This window comes from Streptomyces sp. NPDC059994 (assembly GCF_042737755.1).
Lineage (GTDB): Bacteria > Actinomycetota > Actinomycetes > Streptomycetales > Streptomycetaceae > Streptomyces.
Window position 1 is genome coordinate 1 of record NZ_JBHWUR010000131.1, and the last position, 19,126, is coordinate 19,126.

The 19,126-nt window shown below is 71.9% G+C and carries 15 protein-coding genes; 8 read left to right on the forward strand and 7 right to left on the reverse strand.

Translation table 11 applies throughout. The annotated features are described in order from the left end of the window. From ACFWA7_RS35685 to ACFWA7_RS35710, 6 genes are all read left to right on the forward strand, one after another. Window positions 1-377 (forward strand): substrate-binding domain-containing protein (locus ACFWA7_RS35685; RefSeq protein WP_385827242.1); only part of this gene is annotated, 377 nt, incomplete at its 5' end. 201 nt (window positions 378-578) lie between these two features. Beyond that, window positions 579-1,367, forward strand: a complete 789-nt coding sequence (locus tag ACFWA7_RS35690) for an ATP-binding cassette domain-containing protein (RefSeq protein ID WP_371655260.1) — start codon at window positions 579-581, stop codon at window positions 1,365-1,367. After that, window positions 1,364-2,704 (forward strand): sugar ABC transporter permease, encoded by a 1,341-nt coding sequence (locus ACFWA7_RS35695; RefSeq protein WP_385547794.1) that lies wholly within the window; start codon window positions 1,364-1,366, stop codon window positions 2,702-2,704. The genes ACFWA7_RS35690 and ACFWA7_RS35695 overlap by 4 nt, the downstream gene beginning before the upstream one ends. Before the next feature lie 216 nt (window positions 2,705-2,920). Continuing rightward, window positions 2,921-4,834, forward strand: a complete 1,914-nt coding sequence (gene dxs, locus ACFWA7_RS35700; RefSeq protein ID WP_385547792.1) for a 1-deoxy-D-xylulose-5-phosphate synthase — start codon at window positions 2,921-2,923, stop codon at window positions 4,832-4,834. A 173-nt stretch (window positions 4,835-5,007) separates the two neighbouring features. Then, complete coding sequence (locus ACFWA7_RS35705; RefSeq protein ID WP_385547789.1) at window positions 5,008-6,483, forward strand: amino acid permease; 1,476 nt, start codon at window positions 5,008-5,010, stop codon at window positions 6,481-6,483. A gap of 83 nt (window positions 6,484-6,566) precedes the next feature. After that, complete coding sequence (locus ACFWA7_RS35710; RefSeq protein WP_385827244.1) at window positions 6,567-8,096, forward strand: ArnT family glycosyltransferase; 1,530 nt, start codon at window positions 6,567-6,569, stop codon at window positions 8,094-8,096. Here the strand turns inward: ACFWA7_RS35710 and ACFWA7_RS35715 are convergent. After that, the gene (locus ACFWA7_RS35715) at window positions 8,060-8,467 is read right to left on the reverse strand and encodes an NTP pyrophosphohydrolase (protein ID WP_385547783.1); all 408 of its coding nucleotides are present in this window, start codon (window positions 8,465-8,467) and stop codon (window positions 8,060-8,062) included. The two genes, ACFWA7_RS35710 and ACFWA7_RS35715, sit on opposite strands and share 37 nt — an antisense overlap. A gap of 160 nt (window positions 8,468-8,627) precedes the next feature. Here ACFWA7_RS35715 and ACFWA7_RS35720 point away from each other — a divergent pair, with 160 nt between their 5' ends. Further along, window positions 8,628-9,791 carry a hypothetical protein gene (locus ACFWA7_RS35720; protein ID WP_385547780.1) on the forward strand — a complete coding sequence of 388 codons (1,164 nt, stop codon included), beginning with the start codon at window positions 8,628-8,630 and terminating at the stop codon, window positions 9,789-9,791. A gap of 89 nt (window positions 9,792-9,880) precedes the next feature. Here the strand turns inward: ACFWA7_RS35720 and ACFWA7_RS35725 are convergent, their stop codons facing one another. The 5 genes from ACFWA7_RS35725 to ACFWA7_RS35745 form a co-directional block, all read right to left on the reverse strand. Further along, a complete protein-coding gene (locus ACFWA7_RS35725; RefSeq protein ID WP_385547777.1) occupies window positions 9,881-12,019 on the reverse strand; it encodes a 3-hydroxyacyl-CoA dehydrogenase NAD-binding domain-containing protein in 2,139 nt (712 codons plus the stop codon). Next, window positions 12,016-13,242, reverse strand: a complete 1,227-nt coding sequence (locus tag ACFWA7_RS35730) for a thiolase family protein (RefSeq protein WP_385547774.1) — start codon at window positions 13,240-13,242, stop codon at window positions 12,016-12,018. Before ACFWA7_RS35730 ends, ACFWA7_RS35725 begins: the two co-directional genes overlap by 4 nt. A gap of 207 nt (window positions 13,243-13,449) precedes the next feature. After that, a complete protein-coding gene (locus ACFWA7_RS35735; protein WP_385547772.1) occupies window positions 13,450-14,733 on the reverse strand; it encodes an HRDC domain-containing protein in 1,284 nt (427 codons plus the stop codon). A gap of 113 nt (window positions 14,734-14,846) precedes the next feature. Continuing rightward, window positions 14,847-15,509, reverse strand: coding sequence for a LuxR C-terminal-related transcriptional regulator (locus ACFWA7_RS35740; protein ID WP_371655268.1), 663 nt, complete (start codon window positions 15,507-15,509; stop codon window positions 14,847-14,849). 323 nt (window positions 15,510-15,832) lie between these two features. Beyond that, entirely contained in the window at window positions 15,833-16,477 is a 645-nt protein-coding gene (locus ACFWA7_RS35745; protein WP_385547768.1) for a DUF3000 domain-containing protein, read from the reverse strand. 91 nt (window positions 16,478-16,568) lie between these two features. Between ACFWA7_RS35745 and hemE the strand changes: the two genes are divergently transcribed. Then, window positions 16,569-17,672 (forward strand): uroporphyrinogen decarboxylase, encoded by a 1,104-nt coding sequence (gene hemE, locus ACFWA7_RS35750; protein ID WP_385547765.1) that lies wholly within the window; start codon window positions 16,569-16,571, stop codon window positions 17,670-17,672. Between the two features lie 13 nt (window positions 17,673-17,685). Here hemE and ACFWA7_RS35755 read toward each other — a convergent pair whose 3' ends face one another. Beyond that, window positions 17,686-19,065, reverse strand: coding sequence for an FAD-dependent oxidoreductase (locus ACFWA7_RS35755; protein ID WP_385827246.1), 1,380 nt, complete (start codon window positions 19,063-19,065; stop codon window positions 17,686-17,688). Window positions 19,066-19,126 lie beyond the last annotated feature (61 nt).

A 19,126-nucleotide genomic window follows, 5' to 3' on the forward strand; every position in this document is an offset into this window, starting at 1 on the left:
GCGGCATCATCACCGCCCTCAAGGCGGCCGGCCTCGCCAAGCTTCCCCCGGTCACCGGCCAGGACGCCGAACTCGCCGGAGTCCAGCGCATCGTCGCGGGCGAGCAGTTCATGAGCGTCTACAAGCCCTACGTCCAGGAAGGCCCGATCGCGGCCGAGATGGCCGTCGCGCTGGCCAAGGGTGAGAAGCTGGACTCGATCGCGAAGTCCAAGGTCGACAGCCCGACCACCAAGGGCGTCCCGTCGGTGATCCTCCCGGTCGTGTCGCTGACCAAGGACAACATCAAGGACACCGTCATCAAGGACGGCATCTACACGGTCGACGAGATCTGCACCTCGAACTACAAGGCCGCCTGCGACGCGCTCGGCCTGAAGTAGTCACCCCGCCGGAACCCCCGCGCGCACGCTGTGCGCGGGGGCCCCGGCCCCCGAAGCCTGTCCGGCGCCCCGCCCTCCTTCTCAGCCCCCGCTATCGGGCGGGGCGCCGGACGGAACGCTTCTCCTCCTCGTTCTCTTCTGCTCAACCTCCGCGCCCTCCTCCTCGGGCGCGGCATCCCCGCCGGTCAGGCGGCGAAGGAGATGGTTCACGTGTCCGCTACGCCCGTGCTGGCGTTGCGCGGGGTCTCCAAGCGATTCGGTGCCGTCCAGGCGCTCACCGACGTAGAGCTTGAGGTCCACGCCGGTGAGGTGGTCGCCCTGGTGGGCGACAACGGAGCCGGAAAGTCCACGCTGGTCAAGACGATCGCAGGTGTGCACCCCATCGATGACGGCGTCATCGAGTGGGAGGGCCGCGGCGTACAGATCAACAAGCCGCACGACGCCCAGTCTCTCGGCATCGCGACCGTCTACCAGGACCTCGCGCTGTGCGACAACATCGACGTCGTCGGCAACCTCTACCTCGGCCGGGAGCTGCGCAAGCGCGGCATCCTCGACGAGGTCGAGATGGAGCGCCGCTCGCGCGAGCTGCTCACCACGCTGTCGATCCGCATCCCGAGCGTCCGCATCCCGATCGCGTCGCTCTCCGGAGGCCAGCGCCAGACCGTCGCCATCGCCCGTTCGATGCTCGGCGAGCCCAAGCTCGTCATCCTCGACGAGCCGACCGCGGCCCTCGGCGTCGAGCAGACCGCGCAGGTCCTCGACCTGGTCGAGCGGCTGCGCGAGCGCGGCCACGCGGTCATCCTCATCAGCCACAACATGGCCGATGTGAAGGCCGTCGCGGACAAGGTCGCCGTGCTGCGCCTCGGCCGCAACAACGGCGTCTTCGAGGTCAAGAACACCTCGCAGGAAGAGATCATCTCCGCCATCACCGGCGCCACGGACAACGCCGTGACCCGCCGTGCGGCGCGCAACGCGGAGGTTCAGAAGTGAGCACCGACAAGACCTCCCCCGTGGACAAGGCCGCGGCGGCCGACCCGACCGCGCCCATCCACCTCGACAAGCCGCACGAGGCCCCCGTGGACGCGCCGCCGGCCGCGGGCGAGGCGGTCACCGCCGTCGACCCGCGCCTGCTCGTGCGCGAGCAGGGCTTCGCGGGCTACCTGTCCGAGTTCAAGCGCAAGATGAAGGCGGGCGACCTCGGGTCGCTGCCGGTCGTCGTCGGCCTGATCGCCATCATGGCGATCTTCCAGAGCCTGAACTCCAACTTCCTGACCGCCGGCAACCTCTCCGACATCAGCGTCGCCATGGTCGGTACGGGCATGATCGCCACCGGCATCGTCTTCGTGCTGCTGCTCGGCGAGATCGACCTGTCGGTCGGCTCGGTCAGCGGTGTCGCGGGCGCCACCTTCGCGGTGCTCAACGTCACGCACGGCATGGCCGAGTGGCTGGCCCTGGTCCTGGCCGTCGTCACCGGTACGGTCGCCGGCGCCATCCACGGCTTCGTCTTCGCCAAGATCGGCGTCCCCGCGTTCGCCGTGACCCTGGCCGGTCTGCTGTTCTGGAACGGCTTCATGCTCCAGGTCCTGGGCAGCAACGGCACGATCAACCTGGACCCCGAGGGCCTGGTCGCCAAGCTGACCAGCTACTACTTCAGCGATGTGGCGGCCGCGTACGGCCTGGCCGCGGTCGCGGTGGTGGCGTTCTTCCTCACCTCGTTCCTCGACAGCCGGCGCCGCGAGGCGGCCGGGGTGCCGTCCCGGCCGCTCAGCGAGATCGTGCTGCGCACGGTGCTGCTCGCGATCCCGGCCGTCGGCGCCGCCGCCGTCTACAACCAGTACAAGGGCCTCCCGCTCGCGGTGGTGCTCTTCCTGGCGGTCCTGGTGCTCACCGACTTCGTGCTCCGGCGCACCGCGTACGGCCGCAAGGTCTTCGCGCTCGGCGGGTCCATCGAGGCCTCCCGCCGGGCCGGCATCAACGTGGTGATGATCCGCACCTCGATCTACGCCATCTCCGGCACCTTCGCGGCCATCGGCGGTCTCTTCCTCGCGTCGAAGATCACCGCGGCCAACCAGGGCGCGGGCAGCGGCGAGCTCCTGATGAACGCCATCGCTGCGGCCGTCATCGGCGGCACCAGCCTCTTCGGCGGCCGCGGCCGCACCTGGAACGCGCTGCTCGGTGTGCTGGTGATCACCTCGATCCAGTACGGCCTGGCCCTGCAGGGCATCGCCTCGCCGATCCAGTACATGATCACGGGTGGCGTACTGCTCGCGACCGTCGTGATCGACGCGGTCACCCGCAAGACCCAGAAGTCCGCGGGCCGCGCCTGACCCGCGGCCCACACCTCCTCGCGCTCCTTCCGGGGCAAGGGGGGAAACCCCGGACGTGCCCGGTGCCCTCGCGGCGCCGGGCACGTCTGTGCGCGGGCGCGGATGTCAGCCATTCGCGTGACGCGGAACGCACCGCCCGATGACCGCCGTCGCGAACGGAACATTAGACTCGGCGGAATCGGCATGCTCGACCAGCACGGATGCAAGGAGGCACGGGTGCCGCTGCTTACCCGTATCAGGGGACCGCGCGATCTCGACCGGCTCAGCCCGGAGCAGCTGGACCAGCTGGCCGCTGAGATCCGGACCTTTCTCGTGGACGCGGTCGCCAAGACCGGCGGGCACCTCGGCCCCAACCTGGGCGTCGTGGAGCTCACGATCGCGCTGCACCGCGTCTTCGAGTCGCCCAGGGACAAGGTCCTGTGGGACACCGGCCACCAGAGCTATGTGCACAAGCTCCTCACCGGCCGCCAGGACTTCTCCAGGCTGAAGATGAAGGGCGGGCTCTCCGGCTACCCGGCCCGCGCCGAGTCAGAGCACGACTTCATCGAGAACAGCCACGCCTCCACCGTGCTGGGCTGGGCCGACGGCCTGGCCAAGGCCAACGAGGTCCTGAAGAAGGACGACCACGTCGTCGCGGTCATCGGCGACGGCGCGCTCACCGGCGGCATGGCCTGGGAGGCGCTGAACAACATCGCCGCCGCCAAGGACCGCCCGCTGGTCATCGTGGTCAACGACAACGAGCGCTCCTACGCGCCGACCATCGGCGGCCTCGCCAACCACCTGGCGACCCTGCGCACCACCGACGGCTACGAGCGCTTCCTGGCCAAGGGCAAGGACCTCCTGGAGCGCACCCCGGTCGTCGGCAGGCCGCTGTACGAGACGCTGCACGGCGCCAAGAAGGGCCTCAAGGACTTCATCGCCCCGCAGGGCATGTTCGAGGACCTGGGGCTGAAGTACGTCGGCCCGATCGACGGCCACGACATCGAGGCCCTGGAGTCCGCCCTGACGCGCGCCAAGCGCTTCGGCGGCCCGGTCATCGTCCACTGCCTCACCGAGAAGGGCCGCGGCTACCAGCCCGCCCTGGCGGACGAGGCCGACCGCTTCCACGCCGTCGGCAGGATCCACCCCGACACCGGGCTGCCGGTCTCGACCTCCGGCCTCGACTGGACCTCGGTCTTCGGCGAGGAGATGGTCAAGCTCGGCAAGGAGCGCGAGGACATCGTCGCGATCACCGCGGCCATGCTCCAGCCGGTCGGGCTCGACAAGTTCGCCAAGGCCTTCCCCGAGCGGGTCTACGACGTGGGCATCGCCGAGCAGCACGCCGCGGTCTCCGCGGCGGGCCTGGCCACCGGTGGGCTGCACCCCGTCTTCGCCGTCTACGCCACCTTCCTCAACCGCGCCTTCGACCAGGTCCTGATGGATGTCGCCCTGCACAAGTGCGGGGTGACGTTCGTCCTGGACCGCGCCGGGGTCACCGGCACCGACGGCGCCTCGCACAATGGCATGTGGGACATGTCGATCCTCCAGGTCGTCCCCGGCCTGCGGATCGCGGCCCCGCGCGACGCCGACCAGGTGCGCGCCCAGCTCCGCGAGGCCGTCGAGGTGGACGACGCCCCGACCGTCGTGCGCTTCTCCAAGGGCGCGGTCGGCCCCGCGGTCCAGGCGGTCGGCCGGATCGGCGGCATGGACGTGCTGCGCCGCCCCGAGGCCGAGAGCCCGGACGTGCTCCTCGTCTCGGTAGGCGCGCTCGCCCCGATGTGCCTGGAGATCGCCGACCTGCTGGACGCCCAGGGCATCTCGACCACCGTCGTCGACCCGCGCTGGGTCAAGCCGGTCGACGAGGCGCTGGCGCCGCTCGCCGAGATCCACCGGGTCGTCGTCACCGTCGAGGACAACAGCCGCGTCGGCGGTGTCGGCTCGGCCGTCGCCCAGGCGCTGCGCGACGCGGGCGTCGACGTACCGCTGCGCGACTTCGGCATCCCGCCGCGCTTCCTCGACCACGCCTCCCGCAAGGAGGTCATGGCCGAGATCGGGCTGACCGCGCCGGACATCGCGCGCCAGGTCACCGGTCTGGTCGCCAGGCTCGGCGGCCTGGAGAGCGAGAGCGCCGTGGAGCCCGCGCGCGACTGACCCCTCCTGGACGCGGCCTCCGCCCGCGCCGCACATCGGTCAACGGGCCGGTTCGATCGCTCTGTACGGGTGGTTGAACCGGCCCGTTCGCGTGAATTACGGCCGCCGCCCGGTACCCGTACCGCCACTCGTCCCGATCATGGCGGGGACATGAGCTAGCGGAGGTGCACAAGGTGGCTGGTACCGGTCTCTTTCGGACCAAATCAATTGAGAAGTCCATCGCGGACACAGAGGAGCCGGAACACGCACTCAAGAAGTCGCTGTCCGTCCTCGATCTGACGGTCTTCGGCGTCGGTGTCATCATCGGCACCGGCATCTTCGTCCTCACGGGCAAGGTCGCCAAGGAGAACGCGGGCCCGGCGGTCTCCCTCGCGTTCGTGGCGGCCGGCGTCGTCTGCGCGCTGGCGGCGCTCTGCTACGCGGAGTTCGCCTCCACGGTCCCGGTGGCCGGGTCCGCCTACACGTTCTCGTACGCCTCGCTCGGCGAGCTCCCCGCCTGGACCATCGGGTGGGACCTGGTGCTCGAATTCGCCCTCGGCACCGCGGTGGTGGCCGTCGGCTGGTCGGGATACGTACGCTCGCTGATGGACAACGCGGGCTGGCACCTGCCGGACGCGCTGTCCGGGCGCGAGGGCGCCGACGGCTTCGGCTTCGACATCCTCGCCGCCGCCCTCGTCCTGGTGCTGACCGGCATCCTGGTCCTGGGGATGAAGCTTTCCGCACGCGTGACCTCGGTCGTCGTGGCCATCAAGGTCACCGTCGTACTGATTGTGATCATCGCGGGCGCCTTCTTCATCAAGTCCGAGAACTACGAGCCCTTCGTCCCGAAGGCGCAGCCGCAGCCCGCGGGGAGCAGCCTCAAGGCGCCGCTGATCGAGCTGATGTCGGGGTACGCGCCCACCAACTTCGGTGTGATGGGCATCTTCACCGCCGCCTCCGTCGTCTTCTTCGCCTTCATCGGCTTCGACATCGTGGCGACGGCCGCCGAGGAGACCAAGAACCCGCAGCGGGACATGCCGCGCGGCATCCTCGGCTCGCTCTTCATCTGCACCGCCCTGTACGTCGCCGTCGCGATCGTCGTCACCGGCATGCAGCACTACACCGAGCTCTCCATCGACGCCCCGCTCGCCGACGCCTTCAAGGCCACCGGGCACCCCTTCTACGCGGGCATCATCAGCTTCGGCGCGGCCGTCGGCCTCACCACGGTCTGCATGATCCTGCTGCTCGGCCAGACCCGGGTGTTCTTCGCGATGAGCCGGGACGGGCTGCTGCCCCGCTTCTTCTCACGCGTCCACCCCCGCTACCGCACCCCGCACCGCCCGACCATCCTGCTCGGCGGGCTCATCGCGATCCTCGCGGGCTTCACCAGCCTCAGCGAACTCGCCGAGCTGGTGAACATCGGCACCCTCTTCGCGTTCGTCATCGTCGCGGTGAGCGTGATCATCCTGCGGCGCACCCGGCCCGATCTGCACCGCGCCTTCCGTACCCCGCTGGTGCCCTGGGTGCCGATCCTGTCGGTGGCGGCCTCGCTGTGGCTGATGCTCAACCTGCCCGCCGAGACCTGGCTGCGGTTCGGGATCTGGATGGTGATCGGCTTCGTCGTCTACTTCCTGTACGGGCGGTCCCACAGCCGCATCAACGTAGAGTGACGCCCATCGGTTCCCGGAGTTGATCGTGCGGCCCCGTATGTCCTGCTTCGGCGGGAACTGCGGGGCCGGATAGCGTGCACCCCGTGCACCGTACGCCCACCGACTCCCTCGTCCCGTCACACTCCGTACGCACGTCACGGGTGCCGCGGCCGTGTGCGGAGCCGGTGCGCGGGCGCGGCGCCGGATACTGGACGCGGCTGCTGCCCGCGCTCGCCGCCCTGGCCGTACTGACCCGGCTGCCCTCCTTCCGGCACCCCCTGTGGAACCCCGACGAGGGCTATCTCGCCGTCCAGGCCCGCCAGCTCGCCGCCGGGGGAGCGCTGTACGACACGGTCGTCGACCGCAAGCCGCCCCTGCTGCCCTGGCTGTACGAGGCCGCCTTCGCGGTGTTCGGCGACACCTCGCTCGGCCCGCTGCGGGTCGCCGCGGTCGGGGCGCAGCTGCTCACCGCGGTGCTCCTCGCCTCCACCGCCCGCCGCCGCTGGGGCGACCGGGCGGGCCGGGTCGCGGGCGTGCTGCACCTGCTCGTCTCGGTCGGCCTCAACCCCGAGGACACCCAGGCGGCCACGTTCGAGGTGTTCATGCTGCCGTTCGCGGTCGCCGCCGTGCGCTGCGCCGACCGGCGCCAGTGGGCCCGCGCCGGGCTCGCCGTCGCCGGAGCCCTCCTCACCAAACAGACCGGCGGCGCGGCGCTCGTCCCGGTGCTCTGGCTGATGTGGCGCACGGCCCCGCCGCGCCGCGCCGCCCTGCTGCGCACCGGCGCCGGCCTCTGCGGCCCGGTGCTGCTCGGCGTGCTGCTCACCGGCCCGGCCCGGTTCCTGTTCTGGACGGTCACCGGCTCCGGCGCCTACGCCTCCTTCACCGGCTCCGAACTCCACGTCCTGGCCCGGGGGCTGGTCAACACCGCACTCCTGGCGTTCGCCTGCGCCGGGCTCATCCCGCCGGTGGTGCGGGTGCTGCGGATCGCCAGGACCGGCGCCGCGGACGTGTGGCTGTGGCTCGCCTCCTCGGCCGGGGCCGTCCTCGCCGGCTTCCACTTCTTCGGCCACTACTACCTCCAGCTCGTCCCGCCGCTGGTGCTGCTCGCGGCGGCCGCGCTGCAGATCCTGCCGCCGCAGCGGCTTCCCGGCGCGCTGCTCGCGTCGGCCTGCACCTGCGCGTTGTTCCTCGCCTGGGGCCTGCTCGCCCCGCGCCCCGAACTGGCCCACGCCGAGCGCCTGGCCGCCGCCGTACGGGCGCGCTCGGCGCCGGACGACCCGGTCCTGGTGTGGGGCATACACCCCGAGACGTACTGGCTCTCCGGCCGCGCCCCCGCCACCCGCTATCTGACCGCCGGACTCCTCACCAACTACAGCGGCGGCCGCGACGGCCCCCAGGTGGGCGAGAAGTACGGCGTGGAGGGCTCCTGGCCGGTCTTCCGCGCGGAGCTGACCGCGCGGCCGCCCGTGCTGATCGTCGACGACTCCCGGGGTGAGCCGTACGCCCCCGAACGCCTCCCGAGCCTGCGCCGTCTGCTCGCGGCCCGCTACGAGCCGCTGGCCGGGACGGTCGAAGGAGCCGTCCTGTACGTGCGGACTCAGCCGTCCGCGTCCGCCGCGCCCCCGGCGGGATGACGCACCGCCCGCGGCCCCACGCACCGCGCCCCGTGCGCCTCCACCCGGCGGCGCAGCTCACGGTCGGCCGTCACCACCAGACAGGGGCGGTCCGGGGCGCGCCCGGCGGCCAGCTCCACGATCCGGTCATCGCCGCTGCCGGGCGCCGAGTCCACCCGTACACCTGCCACCGGCTCCACCCCGCGGGCCGCGCCCTCGACCACCAGGACCAGGTCGACGGGGCCGGGAAAGCCCGGCAGACCGGTCTCGGCGCAGCCCACCAGGCGGTCGCGCAGGCGCTCCGCGGCGCCGCGCCGGTCGCGCCACCAGCCGTCCGGCACCGAGCCCACCACATTGGCCGCGTCCACGATCACCAGCGAGGTCGTCCCCATCCCGCCACGGTGCCACGGGACACGGGAAAATCGCACGTCGAGCAGGGGAAATCCCGCGAAATCCGGGCCCCGGAGCGAGTGTTATTGTCGCTGGAGTCTCATGGTGTGTCGCATCTTGCCGCTCATCGCGGATCTGGTAGGGAAAGGTGGTCGGTGAGCCATGGCGTTGAAGCCTGCGCGTACATCGAAGGGGCAGGCGGGCCGGGAGCACGAGACCCCCACCGCCGCTCCCGCCGCCGTCACCGTGCCCGGCCTCGTCCCCGCTCCCGCCCTGCCCGACGGCTCCCCGGCGGTCACCGGCTGGCTGCTGCGCGGCAAGGACGGCCGGCTGACCGCGTACGCGCCGTGCGCGGACGGTGTGCTCCGCTGGACCGAGACGCACCCCGGCGGCCCCGAGTGGACCGGCCCCGAGCTGGTCGCCGCGGCCACCGGGCTCGACCCGCGGCTGTCGGTCGCCCAGGGCGGCGACGGCTATGTGCACCTGCTCGCCCTGCGCCGCACCACGACCCCCGCCGGTGAGCCCAGAACGGATGTCGTCCACGCCATCCAGTACCAGTCGGGCCGCCCGGTGAAGGACTGGTACCCGATGGGCACCCCCTACCGCGACCAGGAGAAGGCCGCGCAGGTCGGCCACCCGGCCGCCGTCGTCGACTCCGCCGACAACCTGAACGTCTTCGTCCGCAACGCCGGGGGCGGCGTCTGCGCCCGTGGCCAGCTGTCCTCCGGCAAGTGGGGCAACTGGAAGGACCTCAAGGGCTCCGGCTCGTACGGCACGATCTGCGCGGGAGCCTCCGAGGACGGCCGCGTCGAGGTGCTGGCCCCGGCCAGGCGCGGGGTGATGCGCTGGGCGAGGAGCACGGGCGGCGGCGAATACGAGCAGGTGCCCGACCTCAAGCTCCAGGTGGCGGACGGCTCGGTGAGCGCCCAGCACACCGGGGAGGGCCGGATCACCTTCTTCTGGCGCGAGTCCGAGGACGGTGATGTGCACGCCTTCCGCGCCGACGACCCGGCCGTGCCGCTCGGCGGCGCCGCGAGCGGCCCGGTCGCCGTGCTGCGTACGCCGGTGGACGGCCACGACTGCACCCTGATGGCCCAGCGCGGCCCCGACGGCCGCCCGGCGCTCGCCGCCTACCCCACCGAGGCCGAGTCGGCCGGCGCGGTGTGGGCCTCCACGGGCGAGGTCTGCGCGGGCGTACCGGCGCTGGCCACCGACGCCGCGGGGCGGGTCGTCCTCGCCGCCTTCGGCACCGACGGACTGCTGCGGATCACCCGCCAGAAGACCACCGAGCCGGGCCTGGCCCTGGAGCCCTGGACGGTCGTCTGACGGGCCGTCGGCCCTCGACGGGACCACGGAAACACGCCAGGAGGCCCCCCGCGACTGCGGGGGGCCTCCTGCGTGCTGCTCAAGGGGCGTTAGGCCGGGACGCTCGCCACGCCCTGCGCCAGGAACTTCTTCCCGTTCACGCGCTCCGAGACACCCTCACGGTCCAGGTACGGCGTGATGCCGCCCAGGTGGAAGGGCCAGCCGGCGCCGGTGATGAGGCAGAGGTCGATGTCCTGGGCCTCGGCCACGACACCCTCCTGAAGCATCAGACCGATCTCCTGCGCCACCGCGTCCAGGACGCGGTCGCGGGTCTGCTCCTCGGTCAGGACGACATCGCCCTGCTTGAGGAGGGCCGCGACCTCGGGGTCCAGCTCGGGCTTGAAGTTGTTCTCGGCGGAGTACACGTAGAAGCCGCGCTTGCCGGCCTTGACGACCGCGGCCAGGTTCTCGGAGACCGTGAAGCGCTCCGGGAAGGAACGGTTCAGCGTCTCGGAGACGTGCAGACCGATGGCCGGGCCGACCAGCTCAAGGAGCACCAGCGGCGACATCGGCAGACCCAGCGGCTCGACCGCCTTCTCGGCGACCTCGACGGGGGTGCCCTCGTCGATGACGTTCTGGATCTCGCCCATGAAGCGGGTCAGGATGCGGTTGACGACGAACGCCGGGGCGTCCTTCACCAGGACCGCGGTCTTCTTCAGCTTGCGCGCCACGCCGAAGGCCGTGGCCAGCGAGGCGTCGTCGGTCTGCTCGCCGCGCACGATCTCCAGGAGCGGGAGGATCGCGACCGGGTTGAAGAAGTGGAAGCCGACGACCCGCTCGGGGTGCTTCAGCTTCGACGCCATCTCGGAGACCGACAGCGACGAGGTGTTGGTGGCGAGGATCGCGTGCGCCGGGGCGACCGCCTCGACCTCCGCGAACACCTGCTGCTTGACGCCGATCTCCTCGAAGACGGCCTCGATGATGAAGTCCGCGTCGGAGAAGCCCTCGGCCTTGTCCAGGACACCGGAGACCAGGCCCTTGAGGCGGTTGGCCTTGTCCTGGTTGATACGGGACTTGGCGAGCAGCTTGTCGATCTCGGCGTGGACGTAGCCCACACCCTTGTCGACGCGCTCCTGGTCGATGTCGGTCAGGACGACCGGCACCTCAAGGCGGCGCAGGAACAGCAGCGCGAGCTGCGAGGCCATCAGGCCCGCGCCCACCACGCCGACCTTGGTGACCGGGCGCGCCAGCGACTTGTCGGGCGCACCCGCCGGACGCTTGGCGCGCTTCTGCACCAGGTTGAACGCGTAGATGCCGCTGCGGAGTTCGCCGCCCATGATCAGGTCGGCGAGCGCCGTGTCCTCGGCGTCGAAACCGGCCTGGAGGTCGCCGTCCTTGGCCGCCGCGATGATGTCGAGCGCGCGGTATGCGGCCGGGGCCGCGCCGTGCACCTTGGAGTCGGCGATGAACCGGCCCTTGGCGACGGCCTGGTCCCAGGCCTCGCCGCGGTCGATCTCCGGGCGCTCGACCGTGACGTCGCCCTTGAGGACGTTCGCGGTCCAGACCAGCGACTGCTCCAGGAAGTCCGCGCCCTCGAAGATCGCGTCCGCGATGCCGAGTTCGAAGACCTGCTTGCCCTTGAGCTGGCGGTTCTGGTTCAGCGAGTTCTCGATGATGACCGAGACCGCGCGCTCCGCGCCGATCAGGTTCGGGAGCAGGGCGCAGCCGCCCCAGCCCGGAACCAGACCGAGGAAGACCTCGGGCAGCGAGAAGGCCGGGATGGCCTTGGAGACGGTGCGGTAGGTGCAGTGCAGACCGACCTCGACACCGCCGCCCATGGCCGCGCCGTTGTAGTACGCGAAGGTCGGCACGGACAGCGCGGCGAGGCGCTTGAAGACCTCGTGGCCGCTCCTGCCGATGGCGAGCGCGTCCTCGTGCTGCTTGAGGATCTCGACGCCCTTGAGGTCGGCGCCGACCGCGAAGATGAACGGCTTGCCGGTGACACCGGCGCCGACGATGGCGCCCTCGGCCGCCTCCTTCTCGACCTGGTCGATGGCGGCGTTCAGGTTCGCCAGCGAGCCGGGGCCGAAGGTGGTCGGCTTGGTGTGGTCGAAGCCGTTGTCCAGCGTGATCAGCGCGAACTTGCCCGCGCCGAACGGCAGGTCGAGGTGGCGCACGTGCGCCGAGGTGACGACCTCGTCCGGGAACAGCTCGGCCGCACCCTTCAAAAGCTCAGCGGTGGTGCTCACTTGCTGCCTCCGGCGTCCTTGTGGTGCGGGTTCTCCCAGATGACCGTGGCGCCCATGCCGAAGCCGACGCACATGGTGGTGAGGCCGTAGCGGACCTCCGGCTGCTCCTCGAACTGCCGCGCCAGCTGGGTCATCAGGCGTACGCCGGAGGACGCGAGCGGGTGGCCGTACGCGATGGCGCCGCCGTACTGGTTGACGCGGGCGTCGTCGTCGGCGATGCCGTAGTGGTCCAGGAACGAGAGGACCTGGACGGCGAACGCCTCGTTGATCTCGAACAGGTTGATGTCGTCGATCGTCAGGCCCGCCTTGGCCAGCGCCTTCTCGGTCGCCGGGATCGGGCCGTAGCCCATCACCTCGGGCTCGACGCCCGCGAAGGCGTACGAGACCAGGCGCATCTTGACCGGCAGGCCGTTCTCGCGCGCGAACTCCTCGGACGCGATGATCGACGCGGTGGCGCCGTCGTTGAGGCCGGCCGCGTTGCCCGCGGTGACGTTGCCGTGGACGCGGAACGGCGTCTTCAGGCCCGCCAGGCTCTCCAGCGTGGTGCCCGGGCGCATCGGCTCGTCGGCGGTGACCAGGCCCCAGCCGGTCTCGCCCACCTCGGCGTTGGTGTTGCGCACCGAGATCGGGACGAGGTCCTGCTGGATCTTCCCGTTCGCGTACGCCTTGGCCGCCTTCTCCTGCGAGCGCACGGCGTACTCGTCGGCGCGCCGCTTGGTGATGTGCGGGTAGCGGTCGTGCAGGTTCTCCGCGGTCATGCCCATGAACAGGGCGGACTCGTCGACCAGCTTCTCGCTGACGAAGCGCGGGTTCGGGTCGACGCCCTCGCCCATGGGGTGGCGGCCCATGTGCTCGACGCCACCGGCGATCACGGCGTCGTAGGCGCCGAAGGCGATCGAGCCGGCGACCGAGGTGACGGCGGTCAGCGCGCCGGCACACATACGGTCGATGGAGTAGCCCGGCACGGACTGCGGCAGACCCGCGAGGATGCCGGCGGTGCGGCCCAGGGTCAGACCCTGGTCACCGATCTGCGTGGTCGCGGCGATGGCGACCTCGTCGATCTTGTTGGGGTCGAGGGCCGGGTTGCGGCGCAGCAGCTCCCGGATCGCCTTGACGACGAGATCGTCGGCCCGGGTCTCGTGGTAGATGCCCTTCGGGCCCGCCTTGCCGAACGGGGTGCGGACGCCGTCGACGAAGACGACGTCCCTGACGGTACGAGGCACGATGGCTCTCCTCCAGGGTGCGGGGTGGCACTGCTGCGCGTGGCGCACTCGCCTGAGCGCGCGCTCACCCCGTCATGCTACTTGCGGGTAACCAAACTGCCCAGTCCCCTCGGCAGGAGCGGCGAAGGTCACACTCCGCAGGGGCCCCGTCATGGCCGTACCCCCTGATGACCGTGGTCGGCAGGGGGTACGTGAGTGCCGTCCGGCTCAGGCGTTCGCGGCCAGCGCCGCCGCGAGCAGCGGTGTCACCTGCTCGACCTGCCAGCGCCGCGCGCCGTACGCCGTGAGCGCCTCCGCGACCGCCGCCTCGGACCGGTCGCCCGGCGGCTCCCAGCACACCCGGCGGACCGTGTCCGGGGTGATCAGGTTCTCCTGCGGCATGTTCAGCTGCTCGGCCAGCTCCGAGACCGCCGCCCGGGCCGCCGAGAGCCGGGCCGCGGCGGCCGGGTCCTTGTCCACCCACGAGCGCGGCGGCGGCGGGCCCGCGACCGGCTGCCCGGGCTGCGGAAGGCCGGAGTCCGGCAGGGCACGCGCCCGGTCGACGGCCGCCTGCCACTGCTCCAGCTGGCGCCGCCCCATCCGGTGCCCGTACCCGGGCAGGGCCATCAGGGCCTGCACGTTCAGCGGCATCGCGAGCGAGGCCTCGATGATCGCGGAGTCGCTGAGCACCTTGCCCGGCGAGACGTCGCGGCGCTGGGCGACCTTGTCCCGGGCCGTCCACAGCTCGCGCACAGCGGCCATCTGACGGCGCCGGCGGACCTTGTGCATCCCGGAGGTGCGCCGCCAGGGCTCCTTGCGCGGCGGCGCGGGCGGCGCCGCGGCGATCGCGTCGAACTCCTGGCGGGCCCAGTCGAGCTTGCCCTGCCGGTCGAGCTCCTTCTCCAGCGCGTCGCGCAGGTCGACGAGGAGCTCCACGTCGAGCGCCGCGTACCGCAGCCAGGGCTCGGGCAGCGGCCGGGTCGACCAGTCCACCGCGGAGTGGCCCTTCTCCAGGGCGAATCCGAGGACGCTCTCCACCATCGCGCCCAGGCCCACGCGCGGGAAGCCCGCGAGGCGCCCGGCGAGCTCCGTGTCGAAGAGCCGGGACGGGACCATGCCTATTTCGCGCAGGCACGGCAGGTCCTGGGTGGCGGCGTGCAGGATCCACTCGGTGTCGGCGAGGGCGTCGCCGAGCGCGGAGAGGTCGGGGCAGCCCACCGGGTCGATGAGCGCGCTGCCCGCGCCCTCGCGGCGGAGCTGTACGAGATAGGCACGCTGGCCGTACCGGTAGCCGGAAGCGCGCTCGGCGTCCACGGCCACGGGGCCGGTGCCGGCCGCGAACGCGGCGACGACTTCGGCGAGCTCCTCGTCGGTGGCTACGACGGGCGGAATGCCGTCACGCGGCTCCAGCAGGGGAGTCGGCTGCCCATCGACCGGGACGTCGTCGTCCGGGGGGGCGCCCCCGGTGGTTCGCAGTGCTGTCTCTGCTGCGGTCTTTTGGGCGTCGGTCACCTGTCAAGGGTACTTGTGTATATGCCGCGCCCGTCGACGGAACGTTCCGTCGACGGGCGCGCGAGGGGCGCACGGCGCCTTGTGGGGGGAGCATGCCCCTCGGGGCCCCTGGGTCAGTGGATGATTCCGGTGCGCAGGGCGACGGCCACCATGCCGGCCCGGTCGCCCGTGCCGAGCTTGCGCGCGATCCGGGCGAGGTGGCTCTTCACGGTCAGTGCGGAGAGCCCCATGGACACCCCGATCGCCTTGTTGGACTGGCCCTCGGCGACCAGCCGCAGCACCTCGACCTCGCGCCCGGAGAGCTCGCGGTAGCCGCCCGGGTGGCTCGGGGAACCCGGGGGGCGGCGGTGCATACGGGCTGCCGCGGCGCCGATGGGGGCGGCGCCGGGGCGGGTGGGGTGGCCGATGTTCGTACGCGTACCGGTGACGACGTAGCCCTTCACGCCGCCCGCGAGGGCGTTGCGTACGGCGCCGATGTCGTCGGCGGCGGACAGGGCCAGGCCGTTGGGCCAGCCCGCCGCGCGGGTCTCGGACAGCAGGGTGAGCCCGGAACCGTCGGGCAGATGGACGTCGGCAACGCAGATGTCGCGCGGGTTGCTGACGCGGGGACGTGCCTCCGCGATGGACGACGCCTCGATGACGTCCCGTACTCCGAGAGCCCACAGATGGCGCGTGACCGTGGAGCGGACTCGGGGGTCGGCGACGACGACCATGGCCGTCGGCTTGTTCGGGCGGTAGGCGACCAGGCTTGCGGGCTGCTCAAGGAGAACGGACACCAGGCCTCCTGGGGGGGAAGGGTGCGGGACGGAGCCGGCTCGGGGATGAAGCCGGGGCGAACCGTGCAGATAGGGTCACAGACCTCTTCGGCAGGGTGCCCGTCCGGCTTTAGGGAATGATCACGATTTGGTGAGAAACATTTAGGGCAATTAGGACAGGTGGTCGAGGGAGGCGCGGCCGGTCGAAGGTGGACCGCCCGCGAGCAGGGCCCCGCCCCGCGCGCCTGATGAGGTGCGGGGCTGTGACATGCGCGGTTCCGCCGCGGGGGCGCTATCAGCCCACGACGGCCCGCAGCCGCCCGGCTGAACCTCCAGCGGAGTGATCAGCGAGGGTCGCGGCGCTGGGGGAGCGTGACGACGCCCGCGTCCGCCGTCGGCAGCGGGGGCAGCCCCGCGACCTGGCAGAGCAGATCGCACCAGGCCGCCAGGTGCGCGGCCGTGTCCGGGACGCCGCCGTGGCCCTCGCGGGGCGTCCAGGACGCCCGGATCTCGATCTGGGTGGCGGGCAGCCGCTGGGCGAGGCCGCCGAAGTAGTACGAGCCGGCCCGCGTCACCGTGCCGCTCGCCTCCCCGTACGAGAGCCCGCGGGCCTCCAGCGCACCCGTCAGCCAGGACCAGCAGACCTCGGGCAGCAGCGGGTCCGCCGCCATCTCCGGCTCCAGCTCCGCCCGTACGAGCGTGACGAGGCGGAACGTTCCCTGCCAGGCGTCGTGCCCGGCCGGGTCGTGCAGCAGCACCAGCCGGCCGTCCGCGAGGTCCTGGTCGTTCTCGACGACCGCGGCCTCCAGCGCGTACGCGTGCGGCGCCAGACGCTGCGGCGGCCTGGTCGGGTCGACCTCGATCTCGGCGCGCAGCCGTGCGCCCCGCAGCCCGTCGACCGCCTGGCGGAAGGCGAGCGGAGCGGTCCTGCCGTCCGCACTGTCCGTGCCGCCGGCGCCATCCGAAGTTCGTCCCTGAGCGGCAGCCATGCGGGGAAGACTAGGCGGAACGGGCGCCCCGCGCCGGTAGGGACACCCGGGCCCCGCCGACCGCTTCGTGGTACGTGCGAAGATTCTGGGCGTGAACGCCAACACACATCCCCAAGCTCTCAACTCCGTTCGAGCAGGGGAGACCCCACTCCCGGGCCCGCCGGCACAGACGTACGACTCCGCCTTCCTCAAGGCGTGCCGCCGCGAGCCGGTGCCGCACACGCCCGTCTGGTTCATGCGGCAGGCGGGGCGCTCACTGCCGGAGTACCTGAAGGTGCGCGAGGGCATCCCCATGCTGGAGTCGTGCATGCGGCCCGAGCTGGTCACCGAGATCACGCTCCAGCCGGTGCGCCGCCACAACGTGGACGCGGCGATCTACTTCAGCGACATCGTGGTGCCGCTCAAGGCCATCGGCATCGACCTCGACATCAAGCCCGGCGTCGGCCCGGTCGTCGCGGATCCGATCCGCACCCGGGCCGACCTCGCGCGGCTGCGCGACCTCACCCCCGAGGACGTCCACTACGTCACCGAGGCGATCGGCATGCTGACGGCCGAGCTGGGCGAGACCCCGCTCATCGGCTTCGCGGGCGCGCCCTTCACCCTGGCGAGCTACCTCGTGGAGGGCGGCCCGTCCCGCAACCACGAGCACACCAAGGCGCTCATGTACGGCGACCCGCAGCTGTGGGCCGACCTGCTCGACCGCCTCGCCGAGATCACCGGCGCCTTCCTGAAGGTCCAGATCGAGGCGGGCGCCTCCGCCGTCCAGCTCTTCGACTCCTGGGTGGGCGCGCTGGCCCCCGCCGACTACCGCCGCTCGGTGATGCCCGCCTCCACCAAGGTGTTCCGCGAGGTCGAGAAGTACGGCGTGCCGCGCATCCACTTCGGCGTAGGCACCGGCGAACTCCTCGGCCTGATGGGCGAGGCCGGGGCGGACGTCGTCGGCGTCGACTGGCGCGTCCCGCTCGACGAGGCCGCCCGCCGCGTCGGCCCCGGCAAGGCGCTCCAGGGCAACCTGGACCCCGCGGTCCTCTTCTCGACGCCCGAGGCGGTCGAGGCGAAGACCCGCGAGGTCCTGGACGCGGCGGCGGGCCTGGAGGGCCACGTCTTCAACCTGGGCCACGGCGTGCTGCCCACCATGGACCCGGACGCGCTGACCCGCCTGGTGGACTACGTCCACACGCAGACCCGGCGCTGATCCGGACCCCGCGTCAGGCGCCCGCCGCCCGTACGGCCGAGACGGCTTTGCGGGCGGCGACCAGGACCGGGTCCCAGACCGGCGAGAACGGCGGGGCGTACCCCAGGTCCAGCGTGACCACCTGCTCCACGGTCATGCCCGCCGTCAGCGCGACGGCCGCGATGTCGACGCGCTTGGCGGCGCCCTCGCGGCCGACGATCTGGACGCCGAGCAGCCGTCCCGTACGCCGCTCGGCGAGCATCTTCACCGTCATCAGGGCGGCCCCGGGGTAGTACCCGGCGCTGTTCGTGGACTCGATGGTCGCGGTGACGAACTGCAGCCCCGCCTCGCGCGCCTCGCGCTCGCGCAGCCCCGTGCGGGCGATCTCCAGGTCGCAGACCTTGCTCACCGCCGTACCGACGACGCCCGGGAACGTCCCGTAACCGCCGCCCACGCCCGAGCCGATGATCTGGCCGTGCTTGTTGGCGTGGGTGCCGAGCGCGATGTGCCGCTCGCGGCCCGACACCAGGTCGAGGACCTCCACGCAGTCGCCGCCCGCCCAGATGTCGTCGTGGCCGCGGACCCGCATCGCGAGGTCCGTGAGCAGCCCGCCGTGCTCGCCCAGCGGCAGCCCGGCCGCCCGGGCCAGCTCGGTGCGCGGCTCGACGCCGATCCCGAGGACCACGACGTCCGCCGGGTACTCGGCATCCCCCGTGGCCACCGCCCGCACCTTGCCGTCCTCACCGGTCAGGATCTCGGTGACCTCGGCGCCGGTGACCGTGGTGATGCCCATCCCGTCCATCGCCTCGTGGACCAGCCGGCCCATGTCCGGGTCGAGCGTGGACATCGGCTCCTCGCCCCTGGTCACCACCGTCACCTCGTAGTCGCGGCGCAGCAGCGCCTCGGCCATCTCCACGCCGATGTAGCCCGCGCCCACGATCACCGCGCGGCGCCCCTCGGTCGCGTTCAGCGTGTCCAGCAGCGCCTGTCCGTCGTCGAGGGTCTGCACCCCGTGGACGCCCGGCGCGTCGATGCCCGGCAGCCGAGGCCGCACCGGGCGGGCGCCGGTGGCGAGGACGAGCTTGTCGTACGCCGTCCAGGACTCCTCGCCCGACTCCAGATCGCGGGCGCGCACCCGACGCCCGGCCGTGTCGATCTCCACGGCCTCCGTGCGCATCCGCAGGTCGATGCCGCGCTTGCGGTGTTCCTCGGGCGTACGGGCGATCAGCTCCTCCCGCTCCGGCACATCGCCGCCCACCCAGTAGGGAATGCCGCAGGCGGAGTACGAGGTGAAGTGGCCGCGCTCGAACACCACGATCTCCAGATCGTCCGGGCCCTTCGTCCTGCGGGCCTGGGGCGCCGGGGGCCACCCCCCCCCCCCCCCCCCCCCACACCCCACCCCCCCCCCCCCCATGGCACCCCCAACCCGGGGCCGCCCCCCCAAACAAAGGGAAAAAAAAAAGGGGGGGGGGTGA